The sequence below is a fragment of the Streptomyces sp. NPDC002676 genome (assembly GCF_053592455.1).
In genome coordinates this window covers 1-21,018 of the sequence record NZ_JBSFVT010000030.1, presented here as the reverse complement: position 1 = coordinate 21,018, position 21,018 = coordinate 1, and the positions used below count along the sequence as shown (strand labels likewise).

The 21,018-nt window shown below is 69.5% G+C and carries 21 protein-coding genes and 1 pseudogene; 16 read left to right on the top strand and 6 right to left on the bottom strand.

All coding sequences use genetic code 11. The annotated features are described in order from the left end of the window. The first annotated feature begins 156 nt into the window (after nt 1–156). The 8 genes from ACWD3E_RS39875 (at nt 157) to ACWD3E_RS39840 (ending at nt 6,780) form a co-directional block, all read left to right on the top strand. Nucleotides 157–1,002 carry an SAM-dependent methyltransferase gene (locus ACWD3E_RS39875; protein ID WP_451392383.1) on the top strand — a complete coding sequence of 282 codons (846 nt, stop codon included), beginning with the start codon at nt 157–159 and terminating at the stop codon, nt 1,000–1,002. Between the two features lie 14 nt (nt 1,003–1,016). Further along, a complete protein-coding gene (locus ACWD3E_RS39870) occupies nt 1,017–1,718 on the top strand; it encodes a class I SAM-dependent methyltransferase (protein WP_451392382.1) in 702 nt (233 codons plus the stop codon). Further along, nucleotides 1,715–2,332: a sensor histidine kinase gene (locus tag ACWD3E_RS39865; RefSeq protein WP_451392381.1), complete on the top strand. Its 618-nt coding sequence runs from the start codon at nt 1,715–1,717 to the stop codon at nt 2,330–2,332. Before ACWD3E_RS39870 ends, ACWD3E_RS39865 begins: the two co-directional genes overlap by 4 nt. Further along, nucleotides 2,329–2,982, top strand: a complete 654-nt coding sequence (locus tag ACWD3E_RS39860; protein ID WP_451392380.1) for a response regulator — start codon at nt 2,329–2,331, stop codon at nt 2,980–2,982. The genes ACWD3E_RS39865 and ACWD3E_RS39860 overlap by 4 nt, the downstream gene beginning before the upstream one ends. Next, complete coding sequence (locus ACWD3E_RS39855; RefSeq protein ID WP_451392379.1) at nt 2,982–3,824, top strand: class I SAM-dependent methyltransferase; 843 nt, start codon at nt 2,982–2,984, stop codon at nt 3,822–3,824. The genes ACWD3E_RS39860 and ACWD3E_RS39855 overlap by 1 nt, the downstream gene beginning before the upstream one ends. Nucleotides 3,825–3,830: 6 nt before the next feature. After that, the gene (locus ACWD3E_RS39850) at nt 3,831–4,898 is read left to right on the top strand and encodes an FAD-dependent monooxygenase (RefSeq protein WP_451392378.1); all 1,068 of its coding nucleotides are present in this window, start codon (nt 3,831–3,833) and stop codon (nt 4,896–4,898) included. Between the two features lie 32 nt (nt 4,899–4,930). After that, a complete protein-coding gene (locus ACWD3E_RS39845; protein ID WP_451392377.1) occupies nt 4,931–5,959 on the top strand; it encodes a tyrosine-protein phosphatase in 1,029 nt (342 codons plus the stop codon). Between the two features lie 212 nt (nt 5,960–6,171). After that, entirely contained in the window at nt 6,172–6,780 is a 609-nt protein-coding gene (locus ACWD3E_RS39840) for a hypothetical protein (protein ID WP_451392376.1), read from the top strand. 18 nt (nt 6,781–6,798) lie between these two features. Here the strand turns inward: ACWD3E_RS39840 and ACWD3E_RS39835 are convergent, their stop codons facing one another. The 5 genes from ACWD3E_RS39835 to ACWD3E_RS39815 all read right to left on the bottom strand — a co-directional run bounded on the left by ACWD3E_RS39835 (nt 6,799) and on the right by ACWD3E_RS39815 (nt 11,138). Continuing rightward, entirely contained in the window at nt 6,799–7,194 is a 396-nt protein-coding gene (locus ACWD3E_RS39835; protein WP_451392375.1) for a DUF6009 family protein, read from the bottom strand. A 198-nt stretch (nt 7,195–7,392) separates the two neighbouring features. Continuing rightward, complete coding sequence (locus ACWD3E_RS39830) at nt 7,393–7,683, bottom strand: replication initiation protein, RepL2 (RefSeq protein WP_451355927.1); 291 nt, start codon at nt 7,681–7,683, stop codon at nt 7,393–7,395. A gap of 14 nt (nt 7,684–7,697) precedes the next feature. Further along, the gene (locus ACWD3E_RS39825; RefSeq protein ID WP_451355893.1) at nt 7,698–8,150 is read right to left on the bottom strand and encodes a MarR family transcriptional regulator; all 453 of its coding nucleotides are present in this window, start codon (nt 8,148–8,150) and stop codon (nt 7,698–7,700) included. Between the two features lie 646 nt (nt 8,151–8,796). Beyond that, complete coding sequence (locus ACWD3E_RS39820; protein WP_451392374.1) at nt 8,797–9,879, bottom strand: ParB/RepB/Spo0J family partition protein; 1,083 nt, start codon at nt 9,877–9,879, stop codon at nt 8,797–8,799. Then, complete coding sequence (locus tag ACWD3E_RS39815; protein WP_451392373.1) at nt 9,876–11,138, bottom strand: AAA family ATPase; 1,263 nt, start codon at nt 11,136–11,138, stop codon at nt 9,876–9,878. The genes ACWD3E_RS39820 and ACWD3E_RS39815 overlap by 4 nt, the downstream gene beginning before the upstream one ends. Before the next feature lie 888 nt (nt 11,139–12,026). Between ACWD3E_RS39815 and ACWD3E_RS39810 the strand changes: the two genes are divergently transcribed. Genes ACWD3E_RS39810 through ACWD3E_RS39800 form a run of 3 tightly spaced genes read left to right on the top strand, consistent with a single transcriptional unit; the run spans nt 12,027 to nt 14,979 of the window. Then, nucleotides 12,027–13,025 carry a bifunctional DNA primase/polymerase gene (locus ACWD3E_RS39810; protein WP_451392372.1) on the top strand — a complete coding sequence of 333 codons (999 nt, stop codon included), beginning with the start codon at nt 12,027–12,029 and terminating at the stop codon, nt 13,023–13,025. After that, nucleotides 13,022–14,587, top strand: coding sequence for a DNA primase family protein (locus tag ACWD3E_RS39805; protein WP_451392371.1), 1,566 nt, complete (start codon nt 13,022–13,024; stop codon nt 14,585–14,587). The genes ACWD3E_RS39810 and ACWD3E_RS39805 overlap by 4 nt, the downstream gene beginning before the upstream one ends. After that, complete coding sequence (locus tag ACWD3E_RS39800; protein ID WP_451355888.1) at nt 14,584–14,979, top strand: DUF6009 family protein; 396 nt, start codon at nt 14,584–14,586, stop codon at nt 14,977–14,979. The genes ACWD3E_RS39805 and ACWD3E_RS39800 overlap by 4 nt, the downstream gene beginning before the upstream one ends. Nucleotides 14,980–15,062: 83 nt before the next feature. On the opposite strand, the gene ACWD3E_RS39795 is transcribed toward ACWD3E_RS39800, so the two are convergent. Continuing rightward, nucleotides 15,063–17,012 (bottom strand): acyl-CoA dehydrogenase family protein, encoded by a 1,950-nt coding sequence (locus tag ACWD3E_RS39795; protein WP_451392370.1) that lies wholly within the window; start codon nt 17,010–17,012, stop codon nt 15,063–15,065. A gap of 401 nt (nt 17,013–17,413) precedes the next feature. Between ACWD3E_RS39795 and ACWD3E_RS39790 the strand changes: the two genes are divergently transcribed. The 5 genes and pseudogenes from ACWD3E_RS39790 to ACWD3E_RS39770 form a co-directional block, all read left to right on the top strand. Then, a complete protein-coding gene (locus ACWD3E_RS39790) occupies nt 17,414–18,121 on the top strand; it encodes a ScbR family autoregulator-binding transcription factor (protein WP_451392369.1) in 708 nt (235 codons plus the stop codon). Between the two features lie 151 nt (nt 18,122–18,272). After that, on the top strand, nt 18,273–19,511 hold the full coding sequence (locus tag ACWD3E_RS39785; RefSeq protein WP_451392368.1) for a cytochrome P450 family protein: 1,239 nt from the start codon (nt 18,273–18,275) through the stop codon (nt 19,509–19,511). A gap of 231 nt (nt 19,512–19,742) precedes the next feature. Further along, nucleotides 19,743–20,378: a ScbR family autoregulator-binding transcription factor gene (locus ACWD3E_RS39780; RefSeq protein WP_451392367.1), complete on the top strand. Its 636-nt coding sequence runs from the start codon at nt 19,743–19,745 to the stop codon at nt 20,376–20,378. Between the two features lie 79 nt (nt 20,379–20,457). Further along, nucleotides 20,458–20,700 (top strand): acyl-CoA carboxylase subunit epsilon, encoded by a 243-nt coding sequence (locus tag ACWD3E_RS39775; protein ID WP_451392366.1) that lies wholly within the window; start codon nt 20,458–20,460, stop codon nt 20,698–20,700. Between the two features lie 129 nt (nt 20,701–20,829). Then, nucleotides 20,830–21,018 (top strand): annotated as a pseudogene (locus ACWD3E_RS39770) (methylmalonyl-CoA carboxyltransferase); the annotation flags it as partial.

The following is a 21,018-nucleotide window of genomic DNA, read 5'->3' as shown; positions in this document are numbered from 1 at the left end:
TCTTCAGCCAAGAGAACTAAATCGGCTCGTTCTCGAGAATGAGGCCGACCCATCCTCGCGAATGGCTTTTCACCTGCCTGCGGAATCAATTGACGCCTTTTCAGGCGTGATGCTTCACTGAATTCAATTGATTTCCCCGGGCATGAGGAGTTGAGAATGGACGCGGCAGCAGCTCAGACAAAGGCACCGGCCGGGGCCGGGGTCACCGCGGTCGCGGTGGCGATGGCCAGGGCCATGGAATCCGGCCGCGAAGACCGCATGTTCCACGATCCGTACGCCCAGTCGTTCGTCGACGCGGCCAAGGCGGTGATCACCGACGACGAGTGGCCGTCGCTGGTCGCCTGGGTCGACCTGTTCTACTCCCGGGGCGTGGTGCGCACCCGGTTCATCGACGACTTCCTGTGCGAGGCGGTGGCGGGCGGCTGCAGCCAGGTGGTGCTGCTCGGGGCCGGTCTCGACGCGCGTGCCTTCCGGCTGCCGGTGCCGGACGCGGACGTGTTCGAGGTGGACACGCCGTCGGTGTTCGCCTTCAAGGACAAGGTGCTCGCCGACGCCGGTGCGCGCCCGACCGCCCGTTCGCGCACCGCCGTCCACGCGGACCTGCGTGAGGACTTCGCCGCGCGCCTCGCGGGCAGCACGTTCGCCCCGGGCAGGCCGACCGCGTGGGTCGCCGAGGGCGTGCTGCCCTACCTGACCGCCGACCAGGCGCAGCAGGTGATCACCGACGTCGGACGGCTGTCCGCGCCGGGCAGCCGGCTGGTGTTCGAGCACTCCGACAAGCCGGGTCCGGACCCGAAGGCCGCAGCCGCCGCGCTGACCACGCCCGGCGCGGACCGGATCAGCAAGATGGTCCGCGGTGGCCTCGGCCCGGGCGGGCGGGACTGGGTGGCCGGCCAGGGCTGGACCATCGAGATCACCGAGCGCGGCGAGCTGGGGCCGCGGTACGGACGGCCCGACGGCCGGCTGACCGGCGGCCAGTTCATCACCGCGACCCGCGCCTGAGCGGGGCGAGGGACATGGAAGCGAACCAGGCGCGGACCGGGCCCGCGGAGCCGGCCGAGGCGCGCATTCAGGCCGCCGCCGAGCACTACCGGCGTCCGATGCTCGCCGCCTACGACATGTTCGTGCTCGGCATGATGAGCCGGTTCATGTGGCGCTGCCCGCGTGGCCGCATGCTGACGCATTACAACCGGCAGGTCAGCGCGTCGCATCTGGATATCGGACCGGGCACCGGCTGGTTTCTGAACAAATGCCGGTTTCCGGCGAAATCCCCGTCGATCACCCTGGTCGACCTCAACGAGGTGGTGCTGGCCACCGCCGCACACCGCATACGGCGCTATCGCCCCGAGACCCTGGTGGGTGACGCGTTCAAGCCGTTCGCCCTCGGCAGCGCGCGGTTCGACTCGGTCGGCATGAACTTCCTGCTGCACTGCCTGCCGGGGTCGATGCGCCAGAAGGCGGTGGTGTTCGACCAGGTTGTGCCGTTCCTGCAGCCCGGCGCGCGGGTGTTCGGCAGCACCGTGCTGGGCACCGGCCCGCACCACACGAAGCGGTCCGCCAAGCTGCTGGCCAAGCTCAACCGCAGCGAGGTGTTCAGCAACCTCGACGACCGGATGGAGGATCTGGACGAGCAGCTGCGCGCCCGGTTCACCGACGTCGAAACGGTCCGGTCCGGTGCGGTCTGCCTGTTCTCCGCACGCTGTCCGGGGGCACGATGAGCGGCGCGTCTCCCCCGCTGGCCCAGCAACTGCACGACGGCGTGCTGCAGGCCCTGGCCATCGCGCGGATCCGGCTGGACCGGGCGCTCGCCCAGGACGGCCCGCTGCCCCGCGAACTGGGCACGGACTTACGGCAGTTGCTGGACCACGAGATCGCGGGCCTGCGCCGCCTGATCGGCGGTTCGGCCCCGCCCGCCCCGCCGCAGCCGGACCTGCCCAGCGCGCTGGCCGCCACCGCCGAACACCTGCAGTCCGCCACTGGCATCCGCATGCGCGTCGAGAACCGCACCGCGCCGCCCGGCCGGTGGGCGGGAAACGACCTGATCGCCTACGGGATCGTGCGCGAGGCACTGCACAACACCGCCAAGCACAGTGACGCGCAGCATGCCTGGGTGAGCGTGGCCACATGGCCGGACCGGCTGGTCTGCGCGGTGCACGACGACGGCCGCGGCTTCACGGCGGCCACCACCCGCCCCCACTTCGGGTTGACCGCCATGGACGCGCAGGCACGGGACGCGGGCGGACACCTGGCCGTCCAGTCCGGTCGCGCCGGCACGTTCGTCACCCTCGTACTGCCCAGAAACCCGGTATCGGAGAGGGAGGTCCAGCGATGACGCCGCGAGACCCCACGTCCCGGCCGACCATTCTGATCAGCGACGACCATCCGGTGGTGCGCTGCGGCATCCGCACGCTGCTCGCCGACGACCGCTACCGGATCGTGGGCGAGGCGGCGGACCTGGCCGCCACCGTCGAGCAGGTGAACCTGCATCGGCCCACCGTGCTGCTGCTCGACCTGAGCTTCGAGGGCACCCTCAGCCTCGGCGTCCTGCCCACCGTGCGGGCCCTGTCGCCGACCACCCGGGTGCTGATCCTGACCATGCACAACGACCTGGACTCGGCACGGGAGTCGCTCGCCGCCGGCGCGCACGGGTTCCTGCCCAAGGACGCCGCCGCCGGGGAACTCGTCGCCGCGGTCGACGCGCTCGCCGCGGGCGGCCGCTATCTCCATCCGGCGCTCGGCGCGGCCCTGTTCGACCGGCACGCCGATCCCGACGGCGCGCTGAGCAGACGGGAACGCGAGGTGCTCGCGCTGATCGCCGACGGCCTGACCCATCAGCAGATCGCCGACGCGCTCGGTCTGTCGGTACGCACCATCGAGGCACAGCGGGCGTCGATCAAGGTCAAGCTCGGAGTCAGCCGCCGGGCGGAGCTGATCAGCTGCGCCCGGCGGCTGCGGCTGACCACCACAGGAGGAGATCGGTGATGCAGACGGGCCGGCCCAGCCGTACCGCGTTGAGTTCGGCGCGCGCCCGCGCCGTGCACCAGGTGGCGGACTCGCCACGCGTGTTCACCGACCCCTTGGCGGCGCGCATCGTCGGCGGCGTCGACGACGACCCGAGGCCGGCCGGCGCGCCCGGCATGCCTGCCGAGGTCCGGCTGTTCATGGCGCTGCGCCAGCGGGTGGCCGAGGACGCGCTCGCCGCCGCCGCGCACACCAGGCAGGTGGTCATCCTCGGCGCCGGCCTGGACACCTTCGCCTACCGGAACCGGAATCCGGCGCTGCGCGTGTTCGAGGTCGACCATCCGGCCACCCAGGCGTGGAAGCGCGAACGGCTGGCCGAGGCCGGCATCGAGGTACCGGACACGGTCGTGTTCTGCCCTGTCGACTTCGCCGAGCAGACCGCGGAAGCGGGCCTTGCCGCGGCCGGATTCGACCGGCACGCACCGGCGTTCTTCCTACTGCTGGGCGTGGTCCCCTATCTGGACAGGGAAGCGCTGCTGGCCACGGCGTGCTTCGTGGCCCGGTTGCCCGCGCCGGCCGAACTGGTCTTCGACTACAACCAGCCACCCTCCGCGCTGCCGCCGCACCGCAGGCCCGCGCTCGCCGCACAGACCGAGGCGAAGGCCCGGATGGGCGAGCCATGGCGGTCGTTCTTCACCCCGGCCGAGATCGCCGCCGAACTGGCCGATGCCGGGTTCGACAGCGTCGCTGACCTCGGCTGGCGGGACTGCCTGGAGCGCTACGAGCTCGACCCATCGCTGCCCGACCTGTTGTTCGGCGGGCGGATCGTGCATGCCCGCGCGACCGAACAAGAGAGGAACTAGCCAGCAATGCACGCCCTGGTCATCGGTGGCGGAGTGGCCGGTCCGGCCACCGCCGTCGCCCTGCGTTCGATCGGTGCCGACGTCACCATCTGCGAGGCCCGTCCGCGTGAGGACAAGGACGCCGGGCTGTGGGTGATGCTCGCCCCCAACGGCCTTGCCGCGCTGGATGTGTTGGGACTCGAGCAGACCGCGCTGCGGGAGTCGCTCGCCGGCGCGGCCGGGCCGTCCGGCTTCGCGCCGATGCGCCGCGCCGACCTGTACCGGCTGCTGCGTGAAGCCGCGGTGGCGCGCGGCGCGCGGATCGAGCACGACCGGAAGCTGGTCGACGCCGACACCACCGGCGACGGGGTGGTCGCGCGGTTCGCCGACGGTACGGCCCTGACCGGCGACGTGCTCATCGGCTGCGACGGCATCTACTCCCGGACCAGGTCGGTCATCGACCCGGCCGCGCCGGCCGCGCGCTACGTCCCGCTGCTGAACATCCGCGGCTACGCCTCCGATGTGGACGCTCCCGGTGAACCGGCCCAGCTTCAGTTCATCCCCAGCCGCAAGGCCTTCTTCGGCTACACCACCTCGGGCAGGGGCGAGGTGTGGTGGTTCGCCAACCTGCTCTGGAGCGAGGAACCGAGCCGGGCCGAACTGGCAGCGATGAACCGCGACCTGCTCACCGAACGGCTGCTGGACACCTTCGTCGAAGCCCCTTCGTTCGTGGCGGACGTGATCCGCGCGACCTACTCCGACCTGTACGCGCTGCCCACCCACGACCTGCCCACCGTGCCGACCTGGTGGCGGGACAGGCTGGTCGTTCTCGGCGACGCGGCGCACGCCACCACGCCGACCTCCGGTCAGGGCTCGTCGATGGCGCTCGAGGACGCGGTGGTGCTGGCCAAGTGCCTGCGTGACCTGCCCAGGGCGCAGGCCTTCGCCCGCTACGAACAACTGCGCCGGGAGCGGGTCGAGGGCATCGTCGCGCTCGGCGCCCGCGCGTCGGCCGCCAAGCTGAACGACTCGCTGCCCGACAACTCGCTCGACTGGGTCCTCGACCACCGGATCGACTGGGCGGCTCGCGTCTGACCGGGCTCCACCTGACGATGGGGAGAAATGGCATGGGAACGGTCGTGTTGGCGGTCGACGTGGTGCGCGACGGTACCGGCGTCCTCGACGTGTCCTGGGCGCTGGCCGGCGCCGGCCCGGTGGAAGTGGCGGTCGGACCGACACCCGAGTCGGTCGACCACGATCGTCCGGTCGCCCGCGTCCACGGCGCGACGCGGCTGCCGTTGCCCGGGCTGGGCCCCGGCCGGCACTACGTGTCCGTCGCGCCGGCCGACGGAGGTGCGGCGGTGCTCGCCGCCGAACGTGTGGTGCCGCTGGAGGGCGCGAGCAACTTCCGGGACCTGGGCGGATACCGCACGCAGGACGGCGGCCGTACCCGGTGGGGCCTGGTCTTCCGCGCGGACGCGCCCGACCGGCTCACCACCGCCGACGTCGCCGCGATCGACCGACTCGGCCTTCGGGTGGCGTACGACCTGCGCACCGACGGCGAACGCACGAAGGCGCCCTCCGCGCTGCCCGCCGCGGTCCGGCGCGAACCGTTCGCCATCGGCGGCGAGGCCTCGCGCGCGACCCCGCTCGGCGACCTGTTCCGCAGTGGCCGACTCGACGCCGTCCCGGACGACTTTCTGCACCGGGTCTACCTGGACATGGCCGAGCAGGAGGCGCCTGTCCTCGGCCGGGTCCTCACCTCTCTCGCCGCGCCGGACGCCGTACCCGCGGTGATCCACTGCACCGCGGGCAAGGACCGCACCGGTCTGGCGGCTGCGCTGTTGCTGTCGGTGCTCGGTGTGGACGACGCGACGGTGCTGGACGACTACACGCTGAGCAGGCTCTACTACAGCGAACGCCGGATGGCCCGGCTGTTGCCCAGACTTGCCGAGCATGGCCTGGCTCTGGAGCGCTACCACGCGGTGTTCGGCGCACCCCGGCATGCGATGGCGGCCACGCTGGACGCGTTGCGCGAGCGGTACGGATCAGTGAGGGACTATGTGATCGAGTGCGCCGGCGTGACGCCCGAGACGATCGCGGCGCTGCGGGCGCGGTTGGTGGCGCGGGATTGCCGCCGCCACCTGAGCCAGTAACCCGGCTACCCCTTGCCGCAGTACTTGTGCGCGACAGGCCGCGGACGAGTGGCGGGCTCCGGCTCCTCACCACCGCACACCACCGCTGTGTGCGGGGTGGATCCGAGGCACCGAATAGGCTGATCACCTACTGAGCTGCTGATGTGCCGGGAACGGGGGAAAACGTGAGTGGAGATCGATGGATCCCTGCGCCCAAGTGGTGGGCGTGCGCAATGGTCGTTGCCATCAGCGCACTGACGGGCTGCGGCAGCCATGACACGGCGCGTACCCGAGGAGCAGGACCGACGCAAACGGCCCAGGCCCCCTCGCCGGGCAAGAACCCGACCGACCAGCCGTCGCCGCTCAAGCTGCCCCCCGCGCGTCCGTCGGTGCTGCATGTGCACGGTGACTACACGTACAAGGTGCAGATCCTGAACGCCAAGACCATGGTGGATCTGCCGGACAACCCGCCACCGGCCGGAACGAAGGCGCTGGCTCTGCTGCTGCGGGTGGAGGCCGAGCCGCAGAACCGCAGCATCCACGCGCCCTACGCGGAACTGGGGATCGAGTACCCCAGCCTGGAGGCAGACAAGGACCAGAACATCGGGGACGTGATCGACAACGCGACGTCCTACTTGACCGAGGATCAGATGCTCTACGGCGGTGACGGCGTCGAAGGCATCGACCCGGTGTTCGGCACCCTGCAGGCGAACACCGTGTACTACCACTGGGTATGGCAGCTTGTCTCGGAGAAGGCCGACCTGACCGGCGCCTCCCTCTGCGAGGTGCAACTCTCAGGTCATAACTGCATCCCGATCGGAGCCGTCAAGGCCGACTCCTGACGCGTAGCCGGGCCATTATTACGTCGTAATAGTGGGTGCGCGTTTGACAGAGGACAGGGGGCCGCCTTCGGAGCGCTCGGTCTTGCGGCCCTTGCTCCCGGGGGCGAGGGTGCGTGGGTCGACCGCTTCCGCGGGGGCTCCGGTGGCGTAGAGGCCGTCGGGGTCGAGGGGGCGGTCGTGCGGCTGGAGCCAGAAGACGCGGCGGCGGAACGTCCCCGAGGCGCGCGAGGGCTTGGCCTCGGGCCCGAGGAGGGCGTACCCGACGATCCGGCCGGCGCGGTGGTACGGGGGCTTGCCGCGACGCGTGGGCAGGCGGTCCAGGCGCTGCCGTACGTAGTCGAACTCGCTGACCTCCTCAAGCCACACGAGTTCGGTTTCGTGACTGATCTCGTCGTCACTGATGAGAGAACTCATGCCGATTCCTCGTCGCCGTCACCCAGCAGCCCGATGCCCGGATAGTACGCCGAGCCGTCCGGCGGGGGCGGGCGGTGTCTCCCCTATTACGCCGTAATAGGGGCGGGAGCCGGAGTGATGGATGTGAGGGCAGGCGAGGCGTCCTGGCGGTCGTGGCTGATTGACCTGAGGTTCATCAGCCACGACCGCCGGGTCGGCTCAGGTGGCTCGGCGCAGAGGTACGACGACGTCCTCGCCGGTGGCCTTGGCGCTCAGGCGGTAGTAGCGGATGTGGCCCAGGCGCTCGGACTCCTCCAGCCAGCCGGCCTCGACGACCTGGCGGCGGGTGCGGGAGAACACCGTGGGCGACATGCCGAGGACCTCGGCAAGCTCGGCGGCCGTCTTGCTGACGGTACCGGCGCGGTCGGTTGGGTGCGCGGCGTAGAGCATCAGGATCAGGCGCTGGTTCGCGGGCAGACCGGCCGTGTGCTCCAGCAGGCGGAGGGTCATGTCCTTGGTGTTGTTCACTTGGCCTCCCACCTGGCAGGGGTTGACTCGTCGAATCCGGGGATGTCCGGCGGGTTGCAGGTCTTGATGGCTTCCCGTTGCTCGATTCCCGTTCCGTGGAAGGCAATGTACGGGCTGATCCGGTAGAAGTTGTAGTTGCCGATGCGGCCCCGCACGATCAGGATGCGGTGCTTGGCCAGCTTCCGGTTGATCTTCCCTACGGCGTCCGTGGACATGCCGACTCGTTTGGCAATGTCCGCGCCGGTGGCCTTGAGCGGCTCCATGCCTTCCGGGGAGACGCCGATCCACCACAGCACGAGGAACTTCTGACTGGGCGTGAAGGCCTTGCTCTCGGTGATCGCCTCCACGCGGGCCTTGTCGACCTGGGTGTGCCGTCCGGAGAAGGCGTACGGCGCATAGGGGACCAGCTCACCGGTGTCGGCGTCCAGCAGTCTGCGCGCTGTTCCCAAAAGGGGCCTCCGTGCCTGGTTGCTGGTGTGGTCATGAAGGACGGCTGTCTGGCCGACCAGATGAACTTAACGTACATGAACAGGAAGTCGATGAACCCTGCCCGACAGGCCGTGTCGCTGAACTTCTCCAGGGATTCTCCAGGGATTCTCAAGTGACCTCGGAGAAGGGTGTCCGGAGGCCCCCTCAGGGCTGCCTTCATGAACGTGAGGTCAATTTACCCGGTTCCTGTGATCGTGGTGCCCAGTCCCCAGGAACCCCCTGTGCTGCTGACGGAACTGCCTGGCAGTTCCGCAGATCTTGGTCGGAGGGGGCGTTTTCGCAGGTCAGAGGGGGTTTGAGAGCGGGGTGCTCTCTTACTGTGGGAAACCCGCCGTTGCTGGGTGCGGGAAAGCCGGGAACGGCATGGGCAGTTCGGCACACCCGGTGTCCCGTTGATGGTGGAGTGACCCTGTTCCGGCCCCCTTTGACCTCGGCCACCGAAAGCCCGCCACAGCGGTGGGTGCGCCGGACGACCAGGCGCGCGTGTGTTTCCAGCAACCAGGGACGGCATCAGCCACGTATCCCGGTACTTCAGGGTGGGCGAGCACGGAGACCCAAGCACTGGGGCCCCTGCCGGGAGTGGCAGGGGCCCCTTGCATCGGGTGTTCAGTTGTCGGTGGCCGTGGCGGCCAGACGTTGGTGCTGATGCTCGTTCAGGATGCGGAGCATCTTGTCGAACTCGGTGCCCGTCATCTTGCGAATGAGGTGCATCGCGAGGAAGGCACCGTCGTCGTAGGGGAGTTTCGGCGGGTTGCCGGTGGACAGTGACTCCGTACCGCGGGGTTCGGGGACCGAGGTCTCCTGTTGCGGAGGTGTCTCCTGGTGGGGCGAGACAGGCGGTGGGGGAGTCTCCTCTATTACGTCGTAATAGGGCTCGGGGTTGGCATGAGGTGGCTCGGGGTCGGGGTGGGGTGGCTCGGGGTCGGGGTGGGGCGCGGGCTCGTCATGGGGCTCGGGTTGCCTGCCCTGCTTCTGGGCGTCCTTGCGGGCGCGTTCCGCCTTCAGCTCCTCCAGGGCCTGCTCCTGCCGCTCGGCCGGCTTGTTGCCCACCGCACGCAGGAGGTCGATCGGCTCCTCGCCTATGCGGGACTGGAGTTCCGGGGTGAGATTGAGCAGGGCCAGACGCTGGGAGACCCAGCCCTGGGAGCGGTGCAGGCGCCTGGCGAGGGCGGTCTGGCTGCCGTGGATGGCGAGGAGGCGGTGGAGGGCCCTGGCCTCGTCGAGCTCGTCGAGGTCCTGGCGGTGGATGTTGGCGACCAGGGCTGATTCGAGGAGTTCCTCGGAGGTGCTGCCCTGGTCGTCGCTGACCATCACCTTGACCGTGGCGAGTCCGGCTTCCCGGGCGGCGGCCAGGCGGCTGCTGCCGTCGATTACGACGTAATAGGTGTCGGGTTCGAGGTCGGCCTCGTGGGCGGGGTTGGCCCGGAGGTAGGCGTCGCGGTTCATGACCGTGATGGCCTGCTTCTGGCCGTGGGTGGCGAGGCTGCCCGCAAGGTTGGTGAGGTCGCCGAGGGACGAACGCGGGTTGTCGGGGTTCGGGCTGATGCGGTGGGGCGGGAGTTCGGTGGGCGGGGCGATCCCGTCCGTGGGGACTCCGGTGGCCGCCGCCACGGCAGCGCGGCGGGCGCTGACGGGTCGGGCCGAGGCTCCGAAGCGGCCGGCGCCCAGCTGGTCGGCCTTCTTCGTCATGAGATCTCCCGGGCGAGGGCACGCATGCTCACGGCCTGCTGGGACTTGGGGGCGTAGGACAGGAGGGGCTGCTTCATGCGGACGGCTTCTTTTTGTTCCTTCAGGTCGCCGACGAGACCCACGACGCGCGGATCCTTTATGTCCACCCAGCCCTGCAGGGAGGAGGTTGCGATGTAACCACGGCGGCCGTCGTAGAGGTTGACGACGATGCCCAGGTAGTCGATCTCCAGGGACAGGTCGGCCCGCAGGTCCTCGATCTGGGTGGTGAGCAGTTCGTAGGCGTCGGCGGAGCTGTCCTCGGCCTGGACGACGATGAGGGCGCCGGACTGGCCAGGCTTCTCGCTGTCGCGGCGGCGGCCGTAATAGGCGGCGGCGTCCATGCTCAGGCCGAGGCTGGGCGGGCAGTCGACGATTATTACGTCGTAATAGGGCTCCAGCGGAGCGAGGGCCCGCTCCAGGGCAGCCTCCCGGGCGCGGACGGCGGACAGGCGTACGTCGAGAAGGAAGGCGTCGTTGCAGCCTGGCAGGAGGTGCAGCCGGCCCTCGAAGGTGTCCTCGTCGACGGCGACGACCAGGTCGCGCAGGTCGCCCTTGGGGTCGCCCGCCATGTGGTTGGTGAGGCTGTCGCCGTTCATCGGCAGGGGAGCGGCGCCCAGTTGGTTGGTCAGGTGGCACTGCGGGTCGAAGTCGACCAGCAGGACGCGCATGCCGAGGCCGGGCAGGTTCTCGATGTCCAGCGGGTCGTCGGCCGCTTCCGGGGTGTCCGCCTGTTCGACGGCACGCAGGGCGGCGACGAGCTGCTTGGCGACGCGGACCGGGTAGAGCTTGTTGGGGTCCTCGGCCATCGCCTCGCCGGTGCCCGCGGTGATGGCGGTCTTGCCGACACCGCCCTTCTGGTTGCAGACGATGATGCGCCGGGTGACGGCGGGGCGTACGACGTCCGGGGCGGGGTTGGTGTCCAGCCAGAGCTTCACGGACTGGGCCAGGCCTTGGATGAGGGAGACGCCCCGGTCGGCGGCGGTGCGCTTGAAGTCGTCCCACTGGCCCTGCGGGAGGAAGGTGGAGAAGGAGTCGGCGCCCGAGGTGTCGACGGGTTCGCGGGCGGAAGCGAGGCCGCACCAGGCGGTGATGCCCTGTTCGACGGCGCTCTGGATGTCGAGCCCGTGTTGGGCGGCTCTGACCTTGAGGTCCTGACGGAGCCGACCCGGCAACTTGGAGACGACCTTCTCACGGTCGCTGGAGGTGGCTGGAGAACTCATGGGGCTACCTTACTAACGCGCTTGATCAAAATCTCCTGCGACACGTTAGCTAGGGAAAGTTGGCTGGTGCGGTCCGGCGATCCTGCGTCAGCCGGGCCGTGGGGGAGGGCTATTACGGCGTAATAGCCCTCGTCGTGCCGCCAGCGGCTGCGGTGGCGGCGGACGCAGCGACCGAAGCGACTCAAGCGACCCGCGCCCGGAGTCGGGGTGAGCCCGGGCTCGGGTCCTCCAGAGGAGTCGAAGAGTTGCTTGAGTCGCTGGATCGCTGCCCCGTTTCGTTGAGTCGCTGCCCTGAGTCGCTGGAAGACCCCCCTCGGCGGGCCCGCTGAGGGGGGTCGAGGCCCTCAGCGACTGAACAGCTACCGAAAAACAGCGACCGAAGGTTTTCTGAGTCGCTTTGAGTCGCTGAACAAAACCGCAGGTCAAGATGGGTTTAAGGCCCGATTAGCGACTGAAGCGACTCAAGGGGGCTATATATAACGACATTGGCGCGTGCGTGTGCGTGTGCGCGCGCTGGCGTCATACATAGGGGCCTTCAGTCGCTTCAGTCGCTGTTTGGCTTGTGCGTACCCTTTGACCTGCGGATTCGTTGAGCTACCCAGACAGCGACTGAAACTTCCTCAGTCGCTGGGTCAGATGGCTTCAGTAGCTCGTGGATCGCTGGAGGCACACGACTGTTTTGCTTCGACTCGTGTCCCCTGCTGTCCCTCTGGTTCGCTAACCTGTCTCAAACGTTGAGTCGCTTCGGTCGCTGGTGGGGGAATGCGCATGGTGCCTGAGCTGCCGGTTTCCCGCAGCGACTCAAGGCAGCCGCAGCCGCGTCCCGGGCCGCAGGGGCCCGGGCGGGCCCTGGCCACCGCACGGTGGTGCGCCGGGCGGGGGTGGCCGGTGCACCCGCTGGCCCCCGGACGCAAGACGCCGGCGGGCAACTGCGAGGACTGCCGGGAGCCGGGGCACAACTACCGGGAGTGCGCGTGCCCGGCCGCCGGGCGCTGGTGTCACGGTTTCCGGGCCGCCACCCTCGACCCGGCCCGGATCGAGCAGTGGTGGGGCGCCCACCCGGTTTTCGGCGTGGGCGTCGCGTGCGGCCCGGCCGGGCTGGTCGTCATCGACATCGATGCCCATACGACCCAACTGCCGGGCCGGGACCGGCTGCTGCCCGGCATCACCATCCCCGCCGCCGTCGACCTGACCGGGCTCGCCAACGGCTTCCACACCATCGCCGTACTGGCCGCTCTGCGCGGTGCGGACAGCCCCGCGGACGACGAGACCACCATGCGCGTGCGTACGCCCTCGGGCGGGCTGCACGTCTGGTACCGGGCCCCGCGAGGGCAGCGCTGGCAGTGCTCCACGGGCTCGGGCGGCGGCCGTTCGCTGGCCTGGCAGGTCGACGTACGGGCGCACGGCGGCTACATCGTCGCGCCCGGCACCGTCACCGAGGCGGGCGTGTACGAGCCTGTCGACGCCGGACGCGAACCCGCTCCGCTGCCTGCCTGGCTGGCCTGCGAGCTGGAGCGCACCGGGCATCTGCCCGCCGCAGGGCTGCCCGGACCCCGGCCGGTGCCGCCCCGCGCCCGGCAGGCCGTCCTGGAGGCCAGGGGCGCCGGCTCCGCCGCCAGGCGCGCCCTGAACGCCGTACTGGCGGAGGTGACCGCCTGTGCCGTCGTACCCGAAGGAGCCGCCTTCTCGGAGAAGCTCAACCGGGCCGCCTACACCGCCGGAGGGCTCGTCGCCGCCGGGCAGTTGAGCGAGGCCGAGGCCGAGCAGGTGCTCACCGAGGCCGCCGAGTACGCCCGGCCGGGGCAGGAGCGGCGCTGTGGCGCCATCATCCGCAGCGGGCTCAGTGCCGGGCGGACACGCCCCTTCACACCGGGAGGGGTCGCATGACGCCCGACGACGAGGTACCCGAGGAAGTCAGCGACGGCGACACGCTCTTCGACCCCCGGGCGATCGCCGCCCGAATCATCGCCGAGCAGCAGGCCCAGCTGCCCCGGCAGGCTTCCGCGCCACGGACGGACGACGTCGGGCACGTGTCGGATCCGCAGGGCGGGGACGGCAGGGCGACGGCCGACGGGCTGGTGCCCGACAGCCTCAGCGACCGCGGCAACGCGAAGCTGTTCGTGAAGCTGTACGCCAACGACTACCGGCATGTGCCGGGGCTCGGCTGGTACCGCTGGGACGGCACCCGCTGGCAGATGGACGAGGACGACACCGTTCTGTGGGCCGCGGGCGACATGGCGGAGTCGTTCGCGACCCAGGACCCGAACGGGGTGCACACGTCCGAGGTGCTGGTGCAGCACCGGCGCCGCACGCTGAGCACCAGCGGCCTCACCGCCCTGCTCGTCCAGGCCAAGTCGGCCCCCGGCATGGTCCTCAACGCGGCCCGGCTGGATGCCGACCCGTACGCGCTGTGCACGCCGACGGGCATCGTGGACCTGCGCACCGGGCTGCTGCGCACCCCCGACCCGGAGAAGGACTTCCACTCGCGTTCCACCACCGCCGCCCCCGAGCCGGTGCCCACGCCGCTGTGGGACCGGTTCCTGACCGACACCTTCGGCGATGAGCCCGAGGGCGCCGAGATGGTCGGCTTCCTGCAACTGCTGCTGGGCTACTCCATCACCGGCGACGTCGGCGGTCAGGTGATGCCGTTCCTGTTCGGCTCCGGCAAGAACGGCAAGTCGGTGCTGCTGGACGTGCTGATGAAGCTCGTCGGTGACTACGCCGACGCGGCCCCGCCCGGCTTTCTGATGGCGCGCTCGTACGAGGGGCACCCGACCGACCTGGCCGAACTGCACGGGCGGCGGGTCATCGTGTGCAGTGAGGTCAAGCCGGGGGACCGGTTCGACGAGGCCCGGGTGAAGCTGCTGACCGGTGGCGACCGGATCAAGGCGCGCCGGATGCGGCAGGACTTCTTCAGCTTCCAGCCCACGCACAAGCTGTGGCTGCTGGGCAACCACCGGCCCGAAGTGGGCACCGGAGGCTTTGCCTTCTGGCGCCGGATGCGGCTCATCCCGTTCGAGCGGGTGGTCTCCGACGACCGCAAGATCGACAACCTGGCGGACATCCTCGTCACCGAGGAGGGCCCCGGCATCCTCAACTGGCTGATCCAGGGCGCCCGTCGCTATCTGAGCGGGGACAAGGACCTCACCGGGCCCGAGAGGGTGAGGATCGCCACCACGGCGTACGCGGAGACCGAGGACCACACCGGGAGATTCCTCTCCGAGTCGTGTCGAATCGGCCCCGATTTCCGTGCAGAACAGACGCAGCTCTACGCGGCTTACAAGACGTGGTGTCAGAATGAGGAAGGGGCTCCGGCGGTTTCGTCCCGCGCTTTCGCGGCGCGCGTCCGCGAAGTGGTGGGGCTGGCGTCTCCGAAGGACATGATCCTGTCCAACCAGCGTAAGTACTACCCGGGCATCGGACTGGTTGCCGACGAGGAGACACCATGAGCGCCCTCATAGAAGAGGCCGAGATCGCTCACGAGGCCGAGATCGTCTGGCTTGAGGATGTCGGCAAGCTGGACTACGTACGCCAGAGTCTGGACCGGCTGCCCACGCGTCGGGGAAGACCCGCCTACCACCGCGACGGCCGGATGGTCGGCTACGCCCAGCTCAGCCCGGACGCCAAGGCGTCCCGGTCCTCCGGGACGTTCCGCCGCCGGGTGTTCTGGCTGCTGCCGCACGACCGCGACACCGTCCCCGGCGGGCTGTACGCGACCGGGGCGCCCGCCGAGGCCATCGACCCGCGCACGCTTGCCCCGGGCAGCAAGGGGCGCAAGACGGAACGTTCCGAGGGCGGGACCTGTTCCTCGCCGGATCAGGGACTGCCGCTGCCGCTGTAGGGCGAGCTATTACGGCGTAATAGCTCGCGTAATGGCGGCCCGTCGGCTGCTCCCGGAGCTATTACGCCGTAATAGAGGGTCGTTCAGGGCGCGGAGCCCGCGTACTCGGTGTCGCCCGCGTAGTCGGCCAGGCTGACGCTGCCGCTGTTGGCTATCGGTATGGCCGACAGGTACTCCTCGGGCAGGTCGAAGGCGTCGACCAGGGTCGTCATGTGCGGGGCCAGGTCGTCCATGACCTCGTCCACGACGAACGGCAGTTCGCGGACCTGATCGGCGCTCAGGTACTCCTCGGCGAGCAGATCACCGGTGTGGCCGGCGAGCTGGTCCAGCAGGAACAGCGTGCACAGCTTCTCCAGCAGGTTTCGGGCCTCGGGGTCCGTCGCCCGCTCGGCCGCCTCGAGGAAGGCGTCGGCCGCCCGTAGCGGGGCGTGCACGGCGACCATCTCCAGGGCTGCCGAGGACGACTTGTTCCAGCGGGCCACCGGGTCCTTGGAGGGGCCGCGGCGCAGGGCGGCCCGGGCCCGTGCCTGCCAGACGGCCTCGGCGTGTGCGAGCAGCGCGCGTAGATACCGGGGGTCGGCCAGATCCTCCGGTGTGCCCGGCTTGGCCGCACCGGAAGCGGCCTCGTGGCCGAACAGCAGCTCCGCCGCCGCCTTGGACCAGATCAGCAGGTTGTCGCCCTCGGCGGTGATGGTCCCCTCGACGTACTCCGGGAAGCCGATCAGCGCGTTGACCGCGAACAGGCCCTGGGCGCCGCACCGTTCGCGGCACTCGACGGTGATGGAACGGGCCTGCCAGGTGATCCATCCCTTGGCGACGGCCACCAGGCGCTCCACCTCGGCGCGGTTGTCCTCGGTGTGCCGGGCCCAGGCGGAGACCGCCGAGCGATGCAGGAAGGTCGTGGCGTACGCCGTGGCCAGCGACTTGAGCAGCCGGCTGTGGTGGGTGCGGTGGCTGTTGACCGGGATGCGCTCGCCCGCCTTCGGGCCGCCCACCTCACGGTGCTGGCCGTAGCGGACGGCGATGGCGAGGGCGGCCCGGGAGGCGCCGACGGCCGCGCCGCTCATGCACAGCTTGCCCATGGTGACCCTGCCGATGGACTGCAGGAACCGCTTGCGGCGGTTGCCCAGATTGCTGGTCAGGGTGCCGTCGTCGCCGAGTCGGCCGTGTTCGGCCTCCAGCAGGGCCTCGCGGGGCAGCCGTACCCGGTCGAAGGCGGTGAGGCAGTGGTCGACGGGCGCGCCGGGCCGCAGCGGCAGCCTGCGCACCTTGATGCCGGGCAGCAGGCCCCGCTCGTCGCTCAGCGGGGTCAGGAACAGGAACACGCCCTGGTCCTCGCCGTCCACGAGGAGGCGGGCGGCGACCACGGCGGTCTTGGGGCCGCCGGTGGTGCTGGTGTTGGGCATGAACTTCTGCGCGCCCGCATGCGGTGTGTGGAGAATGAACTCCCCGGTCTCCCGGTCGAGTTCGGCGGTGGTCTCCAGCGCCGTACTGTCGTTGCCGTGGTCCACCTCGGTGCACAGGAACGTGCCGATACGGCGCAGCGAGGTGAACTCGGACAGGTCCCTGCGGGAGTCGGGCTCGTGGTCGAGCAGGCTGCCGAGGAACAGGTTGTAGTGGATGCTCGCCACCGTGCAGAGGCCCCCGCCGCCGTCCACGATCGCCGTCCACTCGTGCAGGCTCGCCAGCAGATCAGGGTCTGCGGCGAGGCTTATGGGGTCCGCAACGTTGTCGTTCACCAGCCGCAACCAGTCGTAGGCCTGGGCGGCCTGCTGGGCGGGGGAGCGGTCCGGGGTGTGTCGGAATGTTTCGGTGGCGATCAGCCGGCGCCATCTGCCGTGGATCTTCTCTCGTTCGCCGCCCTGACCGAAGAGGAGCCGGGCCAGTTCCCGGGCGGGTGCTGCCTCGATGCCTCCAGGGCCGCCGAGTATCCCCTCTTCGGTTGTGTGCGAAGTCTCCGGCCGAGGCTCCGGCCCGTCGTCCCCGTGGTCGGACGTGGGACGTTTGCCGGGCTGGACTGTCAGAAGGGCCATGACCCTCTCTCTCCCCGTTGTCGCAGATCCGAAGATGTGCAGCAAGCCAGAAGATACGGACCTACCGGTTTTCTTATCAAGTAAAATCCAGGCAAAGTGCGAGCATTGGACGATTCATTCTCGAAGGCGTTCCGAGCCGATCACGAGCGGAATTTCGGATTCCAGGCGACTGGCCAAAAGCCTCCAGCAAGATATTATCGTTGCTCAGGTTGGAAAATACCGGGCGTCAGGTTTTCTTCGAGTTGAATTCACGCCTCCGTGGCAGACCCATAACCACCAAAACGGGCATGCATGGACAATTGTTACGATGATAGTTGATGACGCGACGGAGGGGTGGCAGGATACAAACCTGCCGGTTTATTTTTTTCCGGACACAGGGATCAGCGCGGAGGTGTGTGGCCGTGGCACTGCAGGAACGGGCCATCAGGACGAGGCGGGCCATCCTCGTCGCAGCCGCCGCGGTCTTCGCCGAGGTGGGATACGAGGCGGCAACGATCTCCGAAATCCTCCATCGGGCCGACGTCACCAAGGGTGCCCTGTACTTCCACTTCGCCTCGAAGGAGGAGCTGGCCCAGGCGGTCCTGGCCGGTCAGCTCGCAGCGGTTCCCGCCGTGCCCCAGCAGGAGCTGATGCTCCAGCAGGGCATGGACGAGGCGTTCATGCTCGCCCACCTCCTGGCTATGGGCGACCCGGTCGTGCAGGGCAGCATCCGCCTGACGGTGGATCAGGGCGCCCCGAACGACGGCCTGGACCGGCAGGTGCCGATGAGCGGCTGGCTCCAGCATGACGTCGAAATCCTGCGCAAGGCCAAGGAGAACGGGGAGCTGCTGCCGCACATCGAGGTGACGGCCGTTGCCCGGATGATGGTCGGGGCGTTCACCGGCGTACAGGTACTGTCCAAGATCATGACGAATCATGCCGATCTGCCGGAACGGGTGTCGGACCTGTACCGGCACATGATGGCCAGCATCGCCGTCCCGGGGGTGCTCATGCAGCTCGACACGACCCCCGACCGCGGGTCTCGGGTGTACGAGGCCGCACTGAAGCTGCGTGCGCAGAGCGAGCACGACGAGATCGTCCCGGCCGAACAGGTCGCCGCCGGCGGCTGAGCCGCGCAGGACGCCAGGCGCAGAGCACAACAAATGAACAGTCGTTGGGGGCGTGGATTCCGTACGCCCCCGGGGGGGAGGGCGGGGGACCCCTCCCCTGGGCACGGCGCAACGCAATGTGTGCATTACCAAGACCCGGGGAGAAACGACAGTGAACACGACTTCATGCCCTTATGCCCTGAACGCGATGGGGCGTGATCTGCCGGGCGAATCCGCGATGCTGCGGGCCCAGGGCCCGGCCGTCCAGGTGGAGTTGCCGGGGGGTGTCACCGCCTGGGCCGTGGTCCGGCAGCGCTACATCGAGCAGCTGCTGACCGACTCACGGGTCTCCAGGGACGCCCGCCGGCACTGGCCCGCGTTCATCGAGGGGAAGATCACCGAGGACTGGCCGCTGTATCCGTGGGTGGCCAACGAGAACATGCTGTTCACCTACGGCGAGAGCCACGCCCGGCTGCGCCGGCTGGTCAATGGGGCGTTCACCGCGCGACGGGCCGCGGGGATGCGCCCCCGGGTCGCCGAGATCACGGCCGAACTCGTGGACGAACTCGCCGCCACCCCGGCAGGCACGCCGGTCGATCTGCGGGCCGCCTTCGCCGATGTGCTGCCCATGCGGGTCATCTGCGAACTGTTCGGGATCCCGCAGGGGGAGAAGACGGACACCCTGTGCGAAGCGCTGAAGAAGGTTTTCAGCACCAGCCTCTCCGGCCAGGAGGTGGAGGCCGCGCGGATGCAGGCGTTCATGCTGCTGGCCGAGCATGTGACGGTCAGACGGGCCGAGCCCGGTGACGACCTGACCTCCTCGCTGATCGAGGCGCGCGACCAGGGCGACCGGCTCAGCGAGGAGGAGCTGTTCGGCACCCTCTTCCTCTTCGTCGCAGGCGGGCAGGACACCAGCGCGGCCCTGATCACCAACGCGGTGGGCGAGCTGCTGAGCCACCCCGAGCAGATGGAGCACGTCCGCGCGGGCCGGGCGAGCTGGCTGGACGTGTGTGCCGAGACCATGCGGGCGCACACGCCCGTCGCCTACGCGCCGATGCGGTTCGCCGTGGAGGACATCGACCTGGACGGCGTGGCGATCCGCAAGGGTGACCCGATCATCGTCAACTTCGCCGCCAGCGGCCTGGACCCCGAGCGCTACGGCGAGCACGCCGACCGCTTCGACCTCCTGCGCGAGGACCGTGAGAAGACCAGCATCGGCTTCGGGTACGGCACGCACCGCTGCATGGGCGCCCCGCTCGCCGACGTGGAGGCGACCGAAGCCTTCACCGCGCTGTTCGAGCGCTTTCCCCGGATGCGGCTGGCCTGCTCCCCGGAGGAACTGGAGCCCATGCCGACCTTCCTGATGAACACCTACCGTGAGCTGCCGGTGATCCTGACCCCGACGGACTGACGCCGTCGGACCGGCTCCGCGGATGGCACTGGCGCGATCCGACCGACGGGACTCCGCCGCTCCGGCCCAGGGCGGCGGAGTCCCGTTGTGTTCCGGCAGGTTGAGGCGTTGTCCGGTGTGTGCGGAGGCTTGGTGGAGGAAGGCGCCCGCACGGTTGGCGGCCGATCCCGATCTGATAAACATACCAAGCGTGCGGTTTGCTAATATCCCAGGTCACGTAAAGGAGGCGTGATGGCCAAGCAAGAGCGGGCGGTGAGGACGCGTCAGGCTCTGATCCGCGCTGCCGCCGAGGTGTTCGCCGACGACGGCTATGCCATGGCCTCCCTTTCCGTGATCAGCCAACGCGCCGGGGTGAGCGCCGGAGCCCTGCACTTCCACTTCGCCGGCAAGGACGACCTGGCCAAGGAAGTGGAGTCCGAGGCGACGGACTCCATGCAGCAGCTGGCCGAGGGCTGCCGCAGCGCGGCCGGCTCCGCGCTGCAGTCGCTGGTCCGAACGGTGTTCGGCCTGCTGACCGCCGCCGCCGACGACCCGGTCGTCCGCGCCGGATTCAAGCTGAGCGGCGACCCGTCCCGTAAGAGCGACACGGAACTGCTCCACTGGTGGCGCGAGTTCGTGCACAAGCTGATCCTCCAGGCCCAGGACGCGGGGGAATTGGCGCAGGATGTCTCGGCCGACGACGCGACGACGACGATCGTCGCGGCCACAGTCGGGTTCGAGGTGATCGCCATGGTGGACACGGAGTGGCCCTCGGCCGAGCGCGTGGCACGGTTCTGGTCCCTCATCCTGCCGTGGCTGGCGGCGGCCCCCGACCGCGTCCTGGCCTCCGTGACGTACGGGGAGCAGCCGCACGACCGCGTGCACTGAGCCGGGCCAGTGCTCTTCCAGCGGGCCGAAAGCTCCTCTTGAGCGCCATGCCGCACGGTTGCCGAATAGAGGAGGTGGCATGGGCGACACGGACAGAAGGTTCGACGACGGGGGAGCCGGCCCGACGAGCAGCCCGCACGCTGCGATCCGGGTGCATCGGGGCCAGGCCACGCACGAGGAACTGGCCGCTGTCACCGTTGTGTTGCTCTCACTGTTGGCCGCCCAGGGCGAAGATGCGGGCACGGGGCACGCCCCCGCCGTCCCGCGGTGGCGCCCGGAGCGGGCGCGTGCGGCCTACCGCTCCCCGTACAACTGGCGGTAGAGCCGCCAGCGTCCATGGCTGATTTGTGAACGGCCCGCACCCCCCATGCATGCCCCGCGCAGGCGGTTGCTCGCGCTGGGGGCGTATCGATTCTTCGGGCCGCACCACGAGGAGGGACACGCCGTGACCATGGTGAATGACATTTCCATACCCCAGGCCTCGGGGGAGGTGGGAGCTGCCCGCGTACGCGTTGCGGAACTGCACATGGTGCGCGCAGACGCGCTGGCGGGCCCCAGCGAGAGGGCGACCGAGGCGCAGCACGCCAAGGGCAAGCTGACGGCGCGGGAGCGTATCGAGCTGCTCCTGGACCCGGGGTCT

Coding starts and splice junctions, on each gene's coding strand:
- ACWD3E_RS39835 (WP_451392375.1), bottom strand. CDS start 7,194: ATGAGTTCTCTCATCAGTGACGACGAGATCAGTCACGAAACCGAACTC.
- ACWD3E_RS39850 (WP_451392378.1), top strand. CDS start 3,831: ATGCACGCCCTGGTCATCGGTGGCGGAGTGGCCGGTCCGGCCACCGCC.
- ACWD3E_RS39860 (WP_451392380.1), top strand. CDS start 2,329: ATGACGCCGCGAGACCCCACGTCCCGGCCGACCATTCTGATCAGCGAC.
- ACWD3E_RS39855 (WP_451392379.1), top strand. CDS start 2,982: ATGCAGACGGGCCGGCCCAGCCGTACCGCGTTGAGTTCGGCGCGCGCC.
- ACWD3E_RS39775 (WP_451392366.1), top strand. CDS start 20,458: ATGGGCGACACGGACAGAAGGTTCGACGACGGGGGAGCCGGCCCGACG.
- ACWD3E_RS39815 (WP_451392373.1), bottom strand. CDS start 11,138: ATGAGTTCTCCAGCCACCTCCAGCGACCGTGAGAAGGTCGTCTCCAAG.
- ACWD3E_RS39800 (WP_451355888.1), top strand. CDS start 14,584: ATGAGCGCCCTCATAGAAGAGGCCGAGATCGCTCACGAGGCCGAGATC.
- ACWD3E_RS39820 (WP_451392374.1), bottom strand. CDS start 9,879: ATGACGAAGAAGGCCGACCAGCTGGGCGCCGGCCGCTTCGGAGCCTCG.
- ACWD3E_RS39780 (WP_451392367.1), top strand. CDS start 19,743: ATGGCCAAGCAAGAGCGGGCGGTGAGGACGCGTCAGGCTCTGATCCGC.
- ACWD3E_RS39805 (WP_451392371.1), top strand. CDS start 13,022: ATGACGCCCGACGACGAGGTACCCGAGGAAGTCAGCGACGGCGACACG.
- ACWD3E_RS39845 (WP_451392377.1), top strand. CDS start 4,931: ATGGGAACGGTCGTGTTGGCGGTCGACGTGGTGCGCGACGGTACCGGC.
- ACWD3E_RS39870 (WP_451392382.1), top strand. CDS start 1,017: ATGGAAGCGAACCAGGCGCGGACCGGGCCCGCGGAGCCGGCCGAGGCG.
- ACWD3E_RS39830 (WP_451355927.1), bottom strand. CDS start 7,683: ATGACCCTCCGCCTGCTGGAGCACACGGCCGGTCTGCCCGCGAACCAG.
- ACWD3E_RS39875 (WP_451392383.1), top strand. CDS start 157: ATGGACGCGGCAGCAGCTCAGACAAAGGCACCGGCCGGGGCCGGGGTC.
- ACWD3E_RS39865 (WP_451392381.1), top strand. CDS start 1,715: ATGAGCGGCGCGTCTCCCCCGCTGGCCCAGCAACTGCACGACGGCGTG.
- ACWD3E_RS39840 (WP_451392376.1), top strand. CDS start 6,172: ATGGTCGTTGCCATCAGCGCACTGACGGGCTGCGGCAGCCATGACACG.
- ACWD3E_RS39795 (WP_451392370.1), bottom strand. CDS start 17,012: ATGGCCCTTCTGACAGTCCAGCCCGGCAAACGTCCCACGTCCGACCAC.